At 67.3% G+C, this 15,356-nt stretch carries 18 protein-coding genes; 6 read left to right on the top strand and 12 right to left on the bottom strand.

What is annotated here, in order from left to right; genetic code table 11:
* Window positions 1-110 precede the first annotated feature (110 nt).
* The 6 genes from U6115_RS08845 to U6115_RS08820 are packed head-to-tail and all read left to right on the top strand — an operon-like array spanning window position 111 to window position 6,206.
* Complete coding sequence (locus tag U6115_RS08845; RefSeq protein WP_080770314.1) at window positions 111-692, top strand: GspH/FimT family protein; 582 nt, start codon at window positions 111-113, stop codon at window positions 690-692.
* A complete protein-coding gene (pilV, locus tag U6115_RS08840; RefSeq protein ID WP_043579234.1) occupies window positions 683-1,231 on the top strand; it encodes a type IV pilus modification protein PilV in 549 nt (182 codons plus the stop codon). Before U6115_RS08845 ends, pilV begins: the two co-directional genes overlap by 10 nt.
* A complete protein-coding gene (locus U6115_RS08835) occupies window positions 1,228-1,911 on the top strand; it encodes a PilW family protein (protein ID WP_043579233.1) in 684 nt (227 codons plus the stop codon). The genes pilV and U6115_RS08835 overlap by 4 nt, the downstream gene beginning before the upstream one ends.
* Entirely contained in the window at window positions 1,908-2,459 is a 552-nt protein-coding gene (locus U6115_RS08830; RefSeq protein WP_043579232.1) for a pilus assembly PilX family protein, read from the top strand. Before U6115_RS08835 ends, U6115_RS08830 begins: the two co-directional genes overlap by 4 nt.
* Window positions 2,460-2,461: 2 nt before the next feature.
* Window positions 2,462-5,749 carry a pilus assembly protein gene (locus U6115_RS08825; RefSeq protein WP_047250365.1) on the top strand — a complete coding sequence of 1,096 codons (3,288 nt, stop codon included), beginning with the start codon at window positions 2,462-2,464 and terminating at the stop codon, window positions 5,747-5,749.
* A gap of 22 nt (window positions 5,750-5,771) precedes the next feature.
* A complete protein-coding gene (locus U6115_RS08820; RefSeq protein WP_047237301.1) occupies window positions 5,772-6,206 on the top strand; it encodes a type IV pilin protein in 435 nt (144 codons plus the stop codon).
* 67 nt (window positions 6,207-6,273) lie between these two features.
* On the opposite strand, the gene U6115_RS08815 is transcribed toward U6115_RS08820, so the two are convergent.
* The 12 genes from U6115_RS08815 to fliO all read right to left on the bottom strand — a co-directional run bounded on the left by U6115_RS08815 (window position 6,274) and on the right by fliO (window position 15,355).
* Entirely contained in the window at window positions 6,274-6,534 is a 261-nt protein-coding gene (locus U6115_RS08815) for an acyl-CoA-binding protein (RefSeq protein ID WP_043579231.1), read from the bottom strand.
* A 100-nt stretch (window positions 6,535-6,634) separates the two neighbouring features.
* A complete protein-coding gene (locus tag U6115_RS08810; protein WP_146008342.1) occupies window positions 6,635-7,219 on the bottom strand; it encodes a hypothetical protein in 585 nt (194 codons plus the stop codon).
* A 68-nt stretch (window positions 7,220-7,287) separates the two neighbouring features.
* Complete coding sequence (locus tag U6115_RS08805; RefSeq protein WP_043579229.1) at window positions 7,288-8,022, bottom strand: DsbC family protein; 735 nt, start codon at window positions 8,020-8,022, stop codon at window positions 7,288-7,290.
* A 17-nt stretch (window positions 8,023-8,039) separates the two neighbouring features.
* Entirely contained in the window at window positions 8,040-9,188 is a 1,149-nt protein-coding gene (locus U6115_RS08800; RefSeq protein WP_043579228.1) for a UbiH/UbiF family hydroxylase, read from the bottom strand.
* Window positions 9,189-9,192: 4 nt separating this feature from the next.
* Complete coding sequence (locus U6115_RS08795; protein WP_043579227.1) at window positions 9,193-10,362, bottom strand: FAD-dependent oxidoreductase; 1,170 nt, start codon at window positions 10,360-10,362, stop codon at window positions 9,193-9,195.
* Window positions 10,363-10,367: 5 nt separating this feature from the next.
* Window positions 10,368-11,660, bottom strand: a complete 1,293-nt coding sequence (locus tag U6115_RS08790; protein WP_043579226.1) for an aminopeptidase P N-terminal domain-containing protein — start codon at window positions 11,658-11,660, stop codon at window positions 10,368-10,370.
* Window positions 11,661-11,824: 164 nt separating this feature from the next.
* The gene (locus U6115_RS08785; RefSeq protein WP_043579225.1) at window positions 11,825-12,550 is read right to left on the bottom strand and encodes a YebC/PmpR family DNA-binding transcriptional regulator; all 726 of its coding nucleotides are present in this window, start codon (window positions 12,548-12,550) and stop codon (window positions 11,825-11,827) included.
* 97 nt (window positions 12,551-12,647) lie between these two features.
* A complete protein-coding gene (gene fliR, locus U6115_RS08780; protein WP_043579224.1) occupies window positions 12,648-13,424 on the bottom strand; it encodes a flagellar biosynthetic protein FliR in 777 nt (258 codons plus the stop codon).
* A complete protein-coding gene (gene fliQ, locus U6115_RS08775) occupies window positions 13,424-13,693 on the bottom strand; it encodes a flagellar biosynthesis protein FliQ (RefSeq protein WP_043579223.1) in 270 nt (89 codons plus the stop codon). Before fliQ ends, fliR begins: the two co-directional genes overlap by 1 nt.
* A complete protein-coding gene (locus U6115_RS08770) occupies window positions 13,690-14,184 on the bottom strand; it encodes a GNAT family N-acetyltransferase (protein ID WP_043579261.1) in 495 nt (164 codons plus the stop codon). Before U6115_RS08770 ends, fliQ begins: the two co-directional genes overlap by 4 nt.
* A 5-nt stretch (window positions 14,185-14,189) precedes the next feature.
* On the bottom strand, window positions 14,190-14,942 hold the full coding sequence (gene fliP / locus U6115_RS08765) for a flagellar type III secretion system pore protein FliP (protein WP_043579222.1): 753 nt from the start codon (window positions 14,940-14,942) through the stop codon (window positions 14,190-14,192).
* Window positions 14,939-15,355 carry a flagellar biosynthetic protein FliO gene (gene fliO, locus U6115_RS08760; protein ID WP_101527508.1) on the bottom strand — a complete coding sequence of 139 codons (417 nt, stop codon included), beginning with the start codon at window positions 15,353-15,355 and terminating at the stop codon, window positions 14,939-14,941. The genes fliP and fliO overlap by 4 nt, the downstream gene beginning before the upstream one ends.
* Window position 15,356: the final 1 nt, after the last annotated feature.

Here is a 15,356-nt window from a genome sequence, read left to right as displayed (position 1 = left end):
GCCGGACGACAAACGGCGGCTCGCGCCGGACCAGCGGAGCAATCGGCAATACACTATGGTTTTGACTTGATCGATAATAAGCAACGAGTCCCGTAGCGCAGGCGTCCTCCATGCCAGGCAAGCGATCCCGCCCGATGCACCCCGACAACGGCTTCACCCTGCTGGAGCTGCTGGTCGTCATGGCCCTGCTGGCGGTGGTGCTGGCGCTGGCGGTGCCGGCTTATCAGAGCACCATCGCCGTCAACGCCATCCTGTCGGAAAGCAACAATCTCTACGGCGACATCCTGTTCGCCCGCAACGAGGCGATCAAGCGCGGCCAGGTGGTGCTGCTGTGCTCGTCCAGCAACGGCAGCAGCTGCAATGCCGCCAGCGCTGGCGGCGCCAACTGGGCTTCGGGCTGGCTGGTGCTGGTGGCGGCCACCGGCAGCTGCGCCGACAGCACCGGCACCCTGCTGCGCCAGCAAAAAACCTTCACCAGCGGCGACACCGCCAGCTACAGCAACAGCGCCAATCCCGCGCTGTGCTTCAACCGCATGGGCTACGCGCCGGCGGCCAATGTCGGCATGGTCACCTTCAACACCTCGTCCGGCCTCGCGGCCGACCGCCGCTGCGTGGCGCTGGCGGCGGTCGGCCATCCGCAGATCCTGTCCAGCGGCCAGACCGACACCACGGGACAATACGCATGTCCGTGAACCGCGCCGCCGCCCATGCCGGCTTCAGCATGCTGGAAGTGCTGGTCGCGCTGGTAGTGATCTCGCTGGGCCTGCTCGGCATCGCCGCCATGCAGGCCGCCGCCATCAACAACACCGCCATCGCGCGCACCCGCAGCCTGGGCTCGATCGCCGCCGAAAGCATGGCCGCCGCCATGCATGCCAACACCGCCTACTGGGGCAACTTGTCCGCCGCCGCCAGCAACACCTGGTCGGTCAACGCCAGCGGCGTGACCGGCACCCCCAGCCTGAGCCAGACCGTGGACTGCTCGGCCTCGGGCACCGCCTGCAGCGCCGCCAATATCGCCGCCTACGACGTCACCCAGTGGGGCGGCAGCGGCGGCTCGCTGGCCACCCTGCCCGGCGGCAGCGGCCAGATCGCCTGCGCCGCCGCCAGCGCGTCCTCGCCCACCGCGTGCACGATCACGGTTTCCTGGCTGGAGAAGAAAAGCGCGGTCAACGCCGCTTCGGTCGCCTCCGGGGTCGCCATCCAGAGCTATCAAATGGTGGTGGAGCCATGAGCCGCCGCGCCGGGCAAGGCGGCAGCGGCCTGATAGAAGTCATGGTGGCCATCACCATCGGCCTGTTCCTGCTGAGCATGCTGATCATGATCTTCACCTCCACCGAATTGACGGAAAGCAACGAAAACGGCCTGGCCCAACTGCAAGACAACCAGCGCACGGCGATGACGATGATCAACGCCATCGTCCAGTCGGCCGGCTACTACCCCAGCCCGCAATCGCAGACCGCCGCCGCCGCGCTGCCCGCGGCGGGGGGCTTCGGCGCGGGGCAGTCCATTCTGGGCGTCAGCGGTCCGCCTGACACGCTGAGCGTGCGCTTCGCCGCCGCGCCCAACGACGGCGTGCTCAATTGCAACGGCAACGGCAACACCGGCAGCGCCAACGCCGTCTACATCAATCAGTTCGCCGTCAACGCCGCCAACCAGCTGACCTGCTCGGTCAACGGCGGCAGCGCCCAAGTGCTGGTGGACGGCGTCAGCAATATGACCGTGCTGTATGGCGTGGACGGCAGCGGCAGCGGCTCGGTCAACCACTACTACAGCGCCGCCAACCTGCCCGCCGGCGCCGCCGTGCGCTCGATCCAGGTGACGCTGACCATGGCCAATCCTCTGGCCGCCAAACCGGGCCAGCCGGCCAGCGTGACCATGTCCTGGCTGATAGGCCTGATGAACCAGCTATGAACGCCGCCGCCCTCCGCCCCGCCCGCCAGTCTGGCTTCACGCTGATCGCCGCGCTGATGATCCTGATCGTCATCACCATCATCGGCCTGGCCATGATGCGCAGCGTCGGCCTGCAAGAGCGGATGGCCGGCAATATGCGCGAGAAGGGCCGCGCCTTCGAAGCCGCGCAATCGGCGCTGCAATACGCCGAATGGTGGCTGACCCAGGGCAGCAACGCCGGCGGCGCCGCCGTCAGCTGCAGCGGCGCCTTGAGTTCGCTGCAGATCTGCAGCAACGCGCTGGCGACGCCGACCACGCTGTCGTCGTGGGCCACCAGCTACACCTATTCGCCGCCCTACCTGAGCGTGCCGGCCAACGGCGCGGCCGGCGGCAGCCAAACCTTCTACCAGCCGCCGCAGCTTTATCTCCAATACCTGGGCCTGAACGCCGCCGGCAACGGCGCCCTGTACCAGCTGACCGCGCTGGGCTACGGCGGCAACGCCTATTCCATCGTGGTGCTGCAAAGCACGTTCACGCTGTACTCCGGCGTCACCAACCTGGGGAAATGACCATGAGCCCTCTGCCGCGCCCCTCCCTGCCCCTTGCCTGCCTGCTGGCCGCGGCGCTGTGGCCCGCCGCCTGCGGCGCCGTCACCGTCGGCGACAACTTCACCGGCGCCAGCGCCCAATTGAATTGGCTGGTATTCGGCGGCGCCTGCATGACTGCCGGCAACGGCAGCGGCAGCATTCCCGCCTGCGGCAGCAAGGACCCCAGCGGCAACACCCAAGTGGGCGGCTACGCCGGCTCGCTGCCGGACAGCAACGGCAACGGCGCGCTGCGGCTGACCAACAGCGCCGGCAGCCAGTCCGGCGCCATCGTCTACAACAGCCTGTTTCCATCCAATAGCGGCCTGCAGGCCACCTTCACCAGCTACACCTACGCCGGCGACTCGGGCGGCTCGGCGGGCGACGGCGCCGACGGCATGAGCTTTTTCCTGCTCACAGCCATCCCCAGCGCCGTCGGCTCCTTCGGCGGCAGCCTGGGTTACAGCTGCTCCAACGTCAACTCTCCGTACAACGGCATCATCGGCGGCTATCTCGGCCTGGGGCTGGACGAGTACGGCAATTTCCCCAACGGCGGCTACAACAACGACAACACCTCGTCCGGCCCCGGCGCCAAGCCGCAGAACATCTCGCTGCGCGGCGCCGGTTCGGTGGCCGCCAGCGCGCTGGCCAGCCAGTTCGGCGGCAGCTTCAGCGCGTCGGCGGTGCAAAACGTGTGCCGCAACGGCAGCTACGCCGGCCACAGCGTGATGAACTACCCGTTCATCAACATCCCCGGCGCCAGCGGCGGCGTCTACCAGTTGCCGGGCTCCCAGCCGATGGCGGCGGAATCGGCCGCCACCCGCGGCCAGGCAGTGCCGATCAGCTACAAGCTGAAAATCACCACCGGCAACCTGCTCAGCCTCTGGTACAGCTACAACAACGGCGCCTACGTGCCGGTGATCAACAACTACGACATCAACAACACCGCGGTCAGCGGCCCGCTGCCCAGCCAGATCACCTTCGGCTTCGCCGGCTCCACCGGCGGCAGCCGCAATGTGCACGAGCTGACCTGCTTCCAGGTGCAGCCATCCACCCAGTCGGCCAGCTCCAGCGGCCTGAACAGCCAGCAAACCAGCCTGATCAAGACCGGCACCCAGCAATACGTCGCCAGCTACCACTCCGACAACTGGTGGGGTGAGGTGGCGTCCTACGCGCTGCTGGGCAATAGCGGCACCGGCCAAGTGACCGTGTCCTCCACCGCCACCTGGGACGCCTCCTGCGTGCTCACCGGCGGCAACTGCAGCGCCACCGGCGCCAGCAATATGAGCGCGCAGAGCAGCCGCGCCATCCTCAGTTGGAACGGCAGCCAGGGCATCCCCTTCCAGTGGACCAGCCTATCCTCCGCCCAGCAAACCGCGCTCAGCCCCGACGGCAACGGCTCGGCGCGGGTCTCCTACCTGCGCGGCGCGCGCGGCAACGAAGTCACCACACTGGGCGCCGGCCTGTTCCGCGACCGCGACAGCGTGCTGGGCGACGTGGTCAACAGCAGCCCGATCTGGGTGGGGGCGCCGCAGAACAGCTATGCCGACGCCTGGAAGGACAAGCTCTACCCCTCAGCCTCTATTGCCGAAAACGCCACCGGCGCGCAGGCCTACAGCAATTTCAAGTCCAGCAACCAGACCCGGGCCAACATCATCTACAACGGCAGCAACGATGGCATGCTGCACGGCTACCGCAGCGGCGCCAACGACGCCAGCGGCAACTACTCCACCGCGGCCACGCCCAACGACGGCCAGGAAGTCATCGCCTACCTGCCCGCCGCCGCCCAGGCCAACACCGTGCAGTACAGCAATCCCACTTATGCCCACCAGTATTTCGTCGACGCCACGCCGGCCGCCGACGACCTGTTCTACAACAGCAACTGGCATACCTGGCTGATGGGCGGCATGGGCGCCGGCGGCCAGGCGCTCTACCTGCTGGACGTCACCAACCCTGCCAACTTCGCGGAAAGCAACGCCGCCAGCCTGGTGGTCAAGGAGATCAGCAGCGCCACCCTCAGCTGCGTCAACAAAAGCAGCTGCGGCAGCGACCTGGGCTACACCTTCGGCACGCCGGTGATCACGCGCTTCCACAACGGCCAGTGGGGCGCGGTGTTCGGCAACGGCTACAACAGCGGCAACGGCCACGCGGCGATCTTCGTCATGCTGGTAAACGGCAGCGGCGTCCCCAGCTTCTACGAGCTGGACACCGGCAGCGGCAGCGCCAACGACCCCTCCGGCGGCGGCAACAAAAACGGCATCTACTACGCCACCGCGGTCGATCTGGACGGCGATGGCACCACCGACTACGTCTATGCCGGCGACCTGTTCGGCAATGTCTGGCGCTTCGACCTCACCAGCAACAGCCCCGGCAGCTGGGCCGTCTCCCAGTACGGCACCGGCGCCGCCGCGCCGCTGTTCACCAGCCAGTACACCTATTGCAACGCCACCCAGGCCGCCAACGGCAGCTGCACCCGCAGCCTGCAGCCGATCAGCAGCAAGCTGCTGGTATCGGCCATTCCCACCGGCAATTCCAGCCCGCGCGTGCTGGTGGCCTTCGGCACCGGCCAGAAAATCCCCTTCACCACTTCGGCCGCCGACATCTACGCCGGCGGCGCGCAAAGCCTGTACGGCGTCTGGGACTGGGACATGTCCGGCTGGAACACGCTGGCGGGACAGTCGGCCTATTACCCCGCCGCCGCGGCCGCCATTCCCGCCAGCGCGCTGCGCCCCGCCAACCTCACCGCCCAGACCGTCACCGCCTCGTACAACTCCACCCTGAGCAGCGTGCAAGGCTACCGCTCGCTGTCCAGCAACACCGTCTGCTGGCAAGGCAACAGCGCCTGCGCGGTCAACACCAATACCAGCTACGGCTGGAAGCTCAGCCTGCCCTCCAGCGGCGAGCAGGTGGTGTACAACCCGGTCAACGAGCTGGGCACCTTCACCGTCAACACCACCATCCCGCCCAACAACAACGCCTCGTCCTGCACCGTGGCCTCGGCCACCAGCTTCTCGATGTCGCTCAATATGAAAACCGGCGGCGCCACCCGGCTGTCCTTCTACGCCAACGACCAGGGCAATTTCAACGGCATCAGCGGCAGCGTGATCAACGGCATCGCCATCAATATGGCCGGCAGCCCGAATGTGGTCAGCTACCAGAACAACTTTTTCGCAATCGGCAGCAGCACCAACGGCGGCCCGATCGCCACCCCGCCGCAGATCAACCCGGCGGCCTTCGATCTGCATACCCGCTTGAACTGGATAGAATTGCGCTGAACACACAGAGGGAAACATCGCCATGCCTAGCCGCCGCGCCCGACAGGGCTTCACCATGCTGGAACTGGTCATCGCGCTGGCGGTGCTGTCCATCCTGGTGGCCATCGCCCTGCCGTCGTACCGCGCCTTCATCCTGCAATCCAACCGCACCTCGGCCAAAACCGCGCTGCAGGACCTGGCCACCCGCGAGGAAAGCTATTACTCGCTGCAGAACACCTACGCCAGCCAGCTCGCCACGCTGGGCTACGCCAGCAACACCGTCTACGTGCCCGGCAACGGCAACAACTATTACGCGCTGACCATAGGCAGCGCCACCGCCAGCAGCTTCGCGCTGACCGCCGTCCCGCAGGGCCAGCAGGCGCAGGACAGCTGCCAGACCTACCAGCTGGACAATCTGGGCAACCAGAGCAACCTCGCCGCCAACGGCGCCTCGCTCAGCGTCAGCGGCTGCTGGTAGCCGGAAACGGAAAAAGCGCCCGATGGGCGCTTTTTCTGCAGTCGGCCGCCAGGCGGCCGTTGCGAGCTTACTCCGCCAGCAGGCGTTTCACCACGTCGACATAGCCTTGCTTCGCGTCGTCGGCGGATTGGCCTTTCAGCTTTTCCCAGGCATCGAACTTGGCGCGGTTGATGAAGTCCATCATGCCCGGGCGCTCGCCGGTGGCGTCGCCTTCGGTCGCCTGCTTGAACAGCGCGTACAGCTGCAGCAGGGTCTGGTTGTCCGGACGTTCGGACAGGGTTTTGACGTCGGCCTGGGCCTGGGTGAAAAGCGTCTGCAGATCAGACATGACTGTATCCTTTGTTGTAAGCCGGGATGGTTGTCCATCCCTGATGGTGTTAGCCCTCCGGCATGCGCCGGAACCTGCGCCAATTTATCACGAAGCGCCCTCAATGCGACAGTGGCGGCAAGGCCGCGGCCGGCTGCGGCTCGATCCGGATCCGCTTGTAGCTTTTCACCGGCACGCCGTCCTTCAGCGCCGGCTGATAACTGGCCGCGCCGAAGACCGGGGAAATGGCGTCGGCCAGCCGGGCCGGCGCCGCGCCTTCGAAGCGCACGCCGTCCACCCGTCCGGTTTCGCTGATGAACACCAGCACGGTCAGCGCCGGCGGCGCCTGGCCATCCAGTTCGACGTCAGGCAGCGTGATCGCGCCCTGCTCCTGCGCCAGTTGGTCCAGTTCGCGGGCCGGGTAGTAGATGTCCGCCCCCAGCCGCAGCCTGCCGTCCGCCTCGCGCGGCGCGGCGCCGGCCGGGGCCGATGCTTCGCCGCCGGCGGCAGAGGCCGGCCTCGCGCCTGGGAGCGCGGCAGGCCGCGCCGGGGCCGCCGCCGGCATCGCCAGCCGCACAAGGAGGCCCGCATGCGCCGCCGGCTGGCCCAGCCGCGCCGGCAGCCACAACAGCGCGGCGTGCAGCAGCAGCGACAGCCACAGCGCCAGCAACCCGCGCTCGGCCAGGCTCCAGGGACGAAATTTCATCAGGCTATCCCTTTCGGCCGCCGGCGCCAAAAAAAACGGGCCTGGCATTCGCCTGACCCGTTTTCCGCTTACTTGGCGTTCAGCAGCTGTTCGATGTCGCTGCCGTCTATCGCGCCCGGCACCAGCCGGCCGTTGGCGAACACCAGCGCCGGCGTGCCGGTGACGCCCAGCTTCTCGCCCAGCGCCTGGATCTTGTCCAGCGCGCTGGTATCGCAATTGTCCGGGCCGGTCAGCGGCTTGCCATCGCGCATGAAGGCGGTCCACACCGCCGGCTTGTCGCTGGCGCACCAGATTTGCTTGGACTTGCGCATCGCGTCCGGGTGCAGCTGGGTCAGCGGGTACAGGAAGGTGTAGATGGTGACGTTGTCGACATCCTTCAGGCTTTCGCGTTCCAGCTTCTTGCAGTACGGGCAGTCCGGGTCGGTGAAAACCGCCATCTTGCGTTCGCCCTTGCCGCGCACGTCCTTGAACGCGTACTGGAACGGCAGCGAGTTGAAGTCGACCTTGGACAGTTCGGCCATCTTCTTCTCGGTGAGGCTTTCCTTGGTCTTGGTGTCGATCAAGTCGCCGACGAACAGGTAGCTGGCGTCGCTATTGGTGTACACCACCTGCTTGCCGCCCACCACCAACTCATAGATGCCCTTGACCGGCGTGGCGCTGACGCTCTTCACTTCCTTGTCCGGGAAATGCTCGGCGAAGGCCTTCTTCACCGCGTCGAGATTGCCGCCGGCGGCCTGAGAGCAGGCGGCCAGCGACATCAGCATCCCGCTGGCCAGCGCCAGCGACTTCAATCTTGTCTTCATCAAGTGTCCTTTGAGGATCAGTATCCAATCGCCTGCCTGGCGAACTGCCGCTTCAATGGCGCGCAGCAGTTGGTCAGGGACAGGCCGGTATTGCGCAGCCATGACAGGCCGGGCATTTTGGCATGGAACAGCCGGTACAGGCTGTCACAGCCGAGTTGCATCGTGGTGACCGCTTCGCGGCGCTGGCGCTGGTAGCGGCGCAGCAGCATCCAGTCGCCGCAGTCGGGCGCGGCCCGCAGCAGGTCTGCCAGCTGCGCCGCGTCCTGGAAGCCCAGGTTGACGCCCTGGCCGGCCAGCGGGTGCACGGTGTGCGCGGCGTCGCCGATCAACGCCACCCGCTCCGACACCACCGCCTCCGGCTGGATCAGCCGCAAGGGGAAGGCCGCCGCGGCGGTCAGGGTGGAAAACGCGCCCAGTTGACGGCCGCCGGCGGCGGCGACTTTCTCCGCCAGCGCCTCCGGCGACAAGATCAGCAAAGACTGCGGGTCAGGAGTGGACCAGACCATGGAGATTCGGTTCCCCGCCATCGGCAGCCAGGCCAGGATGCTGTCGCCGGTGAACCACTGCCGCGCCACGCCCTGGTGCGGCTTTTCGCAGGCGAAGTTGGCCACCACGCCGCTCTGGCCGTACGGTTTGACGCTGGCGGCGAGGCCCAGTTGGCTGCGCACCCAGGAATTGGCGCCGTCGGCGCCAACCAATAGCTCGGCGCTCAGCTGCCGGCCGTTATCCAGCGCCAGCCGCGCCTCGCTCGCGGTGGTGGCGAGCGATTGCGCGCCGCCATGGAGGCAGTCGACATCGCTATCGGCCAGCTGCCGCCACAGCGCCGCCAGCAGCCAGCGGTTTTCCGCGATCCAGGCCAAGGCGTCGGCATCGGCGTCGCGCGCGGAAAACTGGATGCGCCCGCCGGCATCGCCGCAAACGTCCATCGCGGCGATGGCGCCTATCCGCTCCATGCCGGGCCAGGTGCCCAGGCTTTCCAGGAAGCGGCGATTGGCCGGACTCACCGCGTAGATGCGCGCGTCCCAGCCGGAATCCAGCCCGTCGAAGGACGGCGGGCGGGCCTCCAGCAGGGCCACCCGCTTGCCGGCGCGCGCCAGCGCCAGCGCCAGGCTGGCGCCCACCAGGCCGCCGCCGACGATGATCGCGTGGTATTGACTGTCTCGCATCCGCTTATCCTCGCACGCCGAACACCAGGTGGCCGGCGAATTTGCGCCGCAGCGGCGGCAGCGCGTCCAGCGCGGTCATGCCCATGCCGCGCAGAGTGTTCATCAATGGATGGTGGCCGTCGAACAGCTTGATCAGCCCGTGGGTGAAGCCCACCACCGCGTGGCTGTCCAGCTTGCGCGCCGCGGCATAGCGCCGCAGCGCCCGCGGGTCGCCCGGATCGGCCTCGCCTGCCAGCGCCTGCGCCAGGCCGACGGCGTCTCGCAGACCCAGGTTCAGCCCCTGGGCCGCCACCGGATGCATGGTCTGGGCGGCGTTGCCGATCAGCACCACCCGGCCGCTGACCACCTTGTTGGCCTGGCGCAGCGCCAGCGGGAAGCTGGCGCGCGGGCCGATGGACAGGATGCGGCCCTGGCGCTCGCCGAAGGCCTGCTGCAGCTCGGCGCGCAATTCGGCCTCGTCGCCGCGCGACAGCCGCTCGGCGTCGGCGTGGCTGCGCGTCCAGACCAGCATGTAGCGGTCGCCGTGCGGCAATAGCGCGAACGGGCCGCTGGCGGCGAAGCGTTCGTAGGCGACGCCGTCGGCCGGCCATTCGGTTTCCACTTCGGCCAACACCGCGCATTGATGGTAATCGTGCTCCAGCCGGCGCACGCCCGGCAGCGCGCCGGCCAGCGCGCCGCCCTCGGCCAACACCAGCAAGCGGGCGGTCAGCAGCCGTTCGCCGTCGGGGGTTTCCACTTCGGCGCAGGCGTATTCGCGCAGGCTGCTCACCGACCGCACCCGGCTGCGCCACAGCACCTGCACGCCGGCCTGGCTCAACACCTCGGCCAGGTTGGCCACCAGCGCCGGGTAATCCACCACCACGCCCAGGTGCGGCAACTGCAAGTCGTCCTTGTCCAGCCGGGCGCGGCCGCAGCTGCCCTGCTGCGACACGTGCACGGTGTCTATCGCCGTCGCCGGCAGGCTGTCCGGCCAGGCGCCGGCTTCGGCCAGCAGCTCCCGGCTGTGCCAGGACAGCGCCAGCGCGCGGGCGTCGCGCACCGCGTCGTCGCGGCCGCGCGCCTCGACCAGCAGCACGCTGCGACCCTGCCGCGCCAGCCGCAGCGCCGCCAGCGCGCCCACCGGGCCGCCGCCGACGATCAGCACATCGGCGTGCTCGCTCGTTCTTGCTTGCATATTCTTCACTCTCCGCGCATCAGCGCCTCGATCTCGTCCACCCGCTTGGGCGCGGCGGCGGTATACACCTCATTGCCGTCCGCCGTCACCAGCACATCGTCCTCGATGCGGATGCCGATGTTGTGGAAGGCCTCCGGCACATCCTGCGCCGGCCGGATGTACAGGCCCGGCTCCACCGTGGTGCACATTCCCGGCTGGTAGTTGCGCCACTGGCCATTCTGCTTGCGCTGGCCGACGTCGTGCACGTCCAGCCCTATCATGTGGCCGATGCCGTGCATGTAGAAGCGGCGGTAGTCGCCGGATTCGATCACTCCGTCCACGCTGCCCGCCAGCAGGCCCAGGTCCAGCATGCCCTGCGCCAGCACCCGGAGCGCGGCGTCGGCCGGCGCGTTCCATGGCGCGCCCGGCCGCACCGCGGCGATGCCGGCCAGCTCGGCCTCCAGCACCACCTCGTACACGTCGCGCTGCGCCGCGCTGAAGCGGCCGTTCACCGGGAAGGTGCGGGTGATGTCGCCGGCGTAGCCGTCCAGTTCGCAGCCGGCGTCTATCAGCAGCAGTTCGCCGTCTTGCAGGCGGGCGTTATTGGCCGAGTAATGCAGCACGCAGGCGTTGCCGCCGCCGGCAACTATGCTCTCGTAGGCCGGATAGCGCGCGCCGCGGCGGACGAAAGCGCGCAGCAGTTCCGCCTCGGCCTCGTATTCGTACTGGCCGGGCCGGACCGTCCGCATCGCGGCGACGTGGCCGGCGGCGGAAATCTCGCCGGCGCGGCACAACAGCGCGATTTCGGCCTCGTCCTTGACCATCCGCATCTCGTCCAGCAGCGCGCGCAGGTCGCCGTAATGCGCCGGCGCATGCGTGCCGGCGCGGGCGCGGCGCACGCCGTCCAGCCAGCCGTTGACGCGGCGGTCGAAGGCCTCGTCATGCCCCAGCGGCCACCACAGTTGGCGGCAATCGGCCAGCAGGTCCGGAATGCGCTGCGCCATTTCGTCCAGCGCATAGGCTTCATCGAAGCCGAAAGCTTCTTTCGCGCCCTCCGGTCCGTAACGGAAGCCGTCCCAAATCTCCATTTCCGGATTCTTCGCGCGGCAGAACAGGATGGACTTGCCGCTGCGGCCATCCAGCAGCAGCACCGCCTCCGGCTCGGCAAAGCCGGTCAGGTAAAGAAAATAGCTGTCGGCGCGGTAAGGATAGAGGCAGTCGGCGTTGCGCGTCGCTTCCGGCGCGGTGGCCAACAGGGCGATGCCGTCGCCGAGGGTCGACAACAGGCGGTTGCGGCGAGTTGCGTGCGGCTGATACATGTTCGGCTTCTCCGCGGCGTGGGCGCGGCCATGGCAAAAACGCCAGTTTACACCCTGGCCGGCAAGCGCCCAAGCCTGCCGCCGCCGCCCGCGACGACGCCGGCATGAAAAAACCCGGCGATGCCGGGTTTCGGGTCCGCTCCGCCTGGCGGCGGCGAGCGCGCTTATTCGTCCAGCACGGCGGAAGTGTAGACTTCCTGCACGTCGTCCAGGTCTTCCAGCGCGTCCAGCAGCTTCTGCATGCGGGCGGCGTCTTCGCCGCTCAGCTCGGTGTCGTTCTCGGCGCGCATGGTCACTTCGCCCATCTCGGCCTTGAAGCCCTTGGCTTCCAGCGCTTCCTTGATGTCGGTGAACTCGTACGGGCCGGTGATGACCTCGATGGAGCCGTCGTCGTTGCTCACCACGTCGTCGGCGCCGGCTTCCAGCGCCGCGTCCATCAGCGCGTCCTCGTCCACGCCCGGGGCGAATACCAGGTAGCCGCAGTGCTTGAACTGGAAGGACACGCAGCCGTCGGTGCCCATATTGCCGCCGTACTTGGAGAAAGCGTGGCGCACGTCTGCCACGGTGCGGGTCTTGTTGTCGGTCAGGCAATCCACCATCACCGCCGCGCCGGCGATGCCGTAGCCTTCGTAGCGGCATTCGACATAGTCGACGCCTTCCAGCTGGCCGGTGCCGCGCTTGACCGCGTTTTCGATGTTGTCCTTGGGCATGGACTCGGCCTTGGCCTTTTCCACCGCCAGGCGCAGGCGCGGGTTCATGTTGACATCGCCCCCGCCCATCTTGGCGGCGACGGTGATTTCCTTGATCAGGCGGGTGAAGATCTTGCCACGTTTGGCATCCTGGCGACCCTTGCGGTGCTGGATGTTAGCCCATTTACTGTGACCTGCCATATTTGCCTCTGTCTGTTATCTGGTTCCGACGAACCCAATCGTCAAAAAATCGCGCTATTTTAGCAGAAAGCCGGCCGCCGCTACGAGTCTCGCCGCGCTACTTCGCCTGCAGCATCTTCAGCATCATTTCGAAACCGGCATGGTACATCTGCTCTATCACCGGCACCATCATCGGCAGCGTCAGGTACAGGGTGCCGAAACCCACCATGATGGTGAGCGGGAAGCCGAAAGTGAAGATGTTGAACTGCGGCGCCGCGCGCGTCATCACGCCGATGGCCAGGTTGACGACCAGCAAGGCGCCGATCACCGGCATCGCCAGCCACACGCCCCATTCCACCAGATGGCGGCCCCACAAGGCCAGCGCCTTGATGCCCTGCTCCGGCATCGGCATGCCTATCGGCAGCACCCGGAAGCTTTCCACCAGCGTGTACAGCACCACGTGGTGGCCATCGAAGGACAGGAACAGGAAAAAGGTGAACAGCGACAGCATCTGCGACAGCACCGGCACCTGGGCGGCGTGGATCGGGTCGAAGAACATCGCGAAGCCCAGGCCGGTCTGCGCGCCGATGATGAAGCCGGTCAACTCCACCGCGGTGATCACGATGCGCATCACGAAGCCCATCGCCAGGCCTATCAGCAGCTGCTGCAGCAATATGGCGACCCCGCCCGCCGAAATCAGCGGCACCGCCGGCAGCGGCGGCAGCAGCGGCGCCAGCATCACGGTGAGAAACAGCGCGAAGCCCGCCTTGAAGCTGCGCGGCACGCCGCGGTAGGCGAAGATGGGTTCGGCCAGGAACAGCCCGACGATGCGGGCGAAGGGCCAGACGAAGGCCCCGACCAGCGCATTGATCTGTACGTCGCTTATCGTCAGCATCAGCCGATCACGTTGGGTATGCTCTGAAACAGGCGCGTGGTGTATTCGATCAGCGTATTGAGCATCCACGGCCCCGCCAGCACCAGCACCAGGAACATCGCCAGCAGCTTGGGAATGAAGGTGAGCGTCATTTCGTTGATCTGGGTGGCCGCCTGCAGGATGCTGACCAGCAAGCCCACCAGCAGCGAGGTCAGCAGCACCGGCGCCGACACGATGATCAGGATGTACAGCGCGTTCTGCACGATGCTGATGATGAGTTCCGGACTCATGCCTCCTCCTCCCGCCAGCCGCCCTTGGCCAGCAGCCAATTATCCAGCGCCACGCCGTTGCGCTGCAGGCGGTTGGCGCGCAGCAAAAGATATCCCGCCCGCTCGAACACCGGCCGCGCCGCATGGCTGGCCCAGGCGTGCAGCGCCGATACGCCCTCCCGCGCAGCACGCGCTTCCAGCTCGCCCAGCATCCGCCCCGCCAGCCCCTGCCGTCCGGCCCAGGGAGCGACGAACAGCATGTCGAACTCGCCGCCGCGCTCGAGCCAGGCGAAACCGGCCAGGCGGCCGTCGCCGGCCATCGCCTTGCAGCCCCAGGACGCTGCGAGCCTGGCGCGCCAGTTCGCGTCGATCTCCGCATCCCACGCCCGCTCCGGCGCCCAGGCCTGGCATTGCTCGGCGGTGTAGACGCCGCCGGCCAGCGCCTGCACGCTGGCCTGGAACAAGGCGTGGCAGGCGGGCAGATCCGCCGCAGACAAATCCTCCAGCCGCATCGCCGTCATCCGGTGTAGAAGCTCTGCACCAGCGAGCCCATCAGCAGCGTCCAGCCATCCACCAGCACGAACAGCATCATTTTGAACGGCAGCGAAATGGTCACCGGCGACACCATCATCATGCCCATCGCCATCAGGATGCTGGCCACCACCAGGTCGATGATCATGAAGGGGATGAACACCATGAAGCCGATCTGGAACGCGGTTTTCAGTTCGCTGATGGCGAAGGCGGGAATCAGCGTCTTCATCGACACGTCTTCCTTGGTCTGCGGCTTGGCCGACTGCGAAATCTCGATGAAGAAGGCCAGGTCTTTCTCGCGGGTCTGGCGCAGCATGAAGGCCTTCATCGGCTTGCTGGCCTCGTCCAGCGCCTGGGTGATGTTGATCTTGTCGTCGGAAAACGGCACCCAGGCCTTGCTGTACACCTGATCGAACGTGGGCCCCATCACGAACAGGGTCAAAAACAGCGCCAAGCCGACTATCACCTGGTTAGGCGGCGACTGGGTGGTCCCCAGCGCCTGCCTGAGCAGCGACAGCACGATCACGATGCGGGTAAACGCCGTCATCATCAGCAGCATGGCCGGGATGAAAGTCAGCGAGGTCATGAACAGCAACATCTGCAGGCTGAGCGAATAGTTCTGCCCGCCGCCCGGTCCCGGGGTGCTGGTCATCAGCGGCAAGCCGCCCGCCGCGTCAGCAAGCAGGGGCAGCAGCAAGGCCCCGCCGGACAGCAGGGCGATCACGATATTCTTTTTCATTGCTTGTCCTGCGGCCCCTTGGGCGGGCGGCTCTTGTCCAGCGCCGCCTTCAGCCAGCGGGCGAATGGTTCGGCGGGCTCAGGCGGGGCCTGGTCCGCGCCTTCCGGCCGCGGCATCTTGCTCAGCAGGTTCACCTGGCTGGCGGTCACGCCCAGCACCAGCCATTCGCCTTCCAGTTCGACGATGACCACCCGCTCCTTCTGCCCCACCATGGCGCCGCCCACCACGCGCAAGCGCCCGGCGGCGCCCATCATGCCGCCGGACAGCCGGCGGAACAGCCAGGCGACGCCGACGATGGCGCCCAGCACCACCGCCAGGCCCAGTATCACCTGCACCAGGCTGGCCAGCGGCGACGGGGCCGCCGCCGCGGCCGGAGCCAGCTGCGGCGCGGCCAGCGCGGGGGCCGACGCCATA

The sequence above is a fragment of the Chromobacterium subtsugae genome, assembly GCF_035919665.1.
GTDB lineage: Bacteria > Pseudomonadota > Gammaproteobacteria > Burkholderiales > Chromobacteriaceae > Chromobacterium > Chromobacterium subtsugae.
Note: the sequence above shows the minus strand (reverse complement) of the source record. Positions and strands in the feature narration are given on the sequence as shown.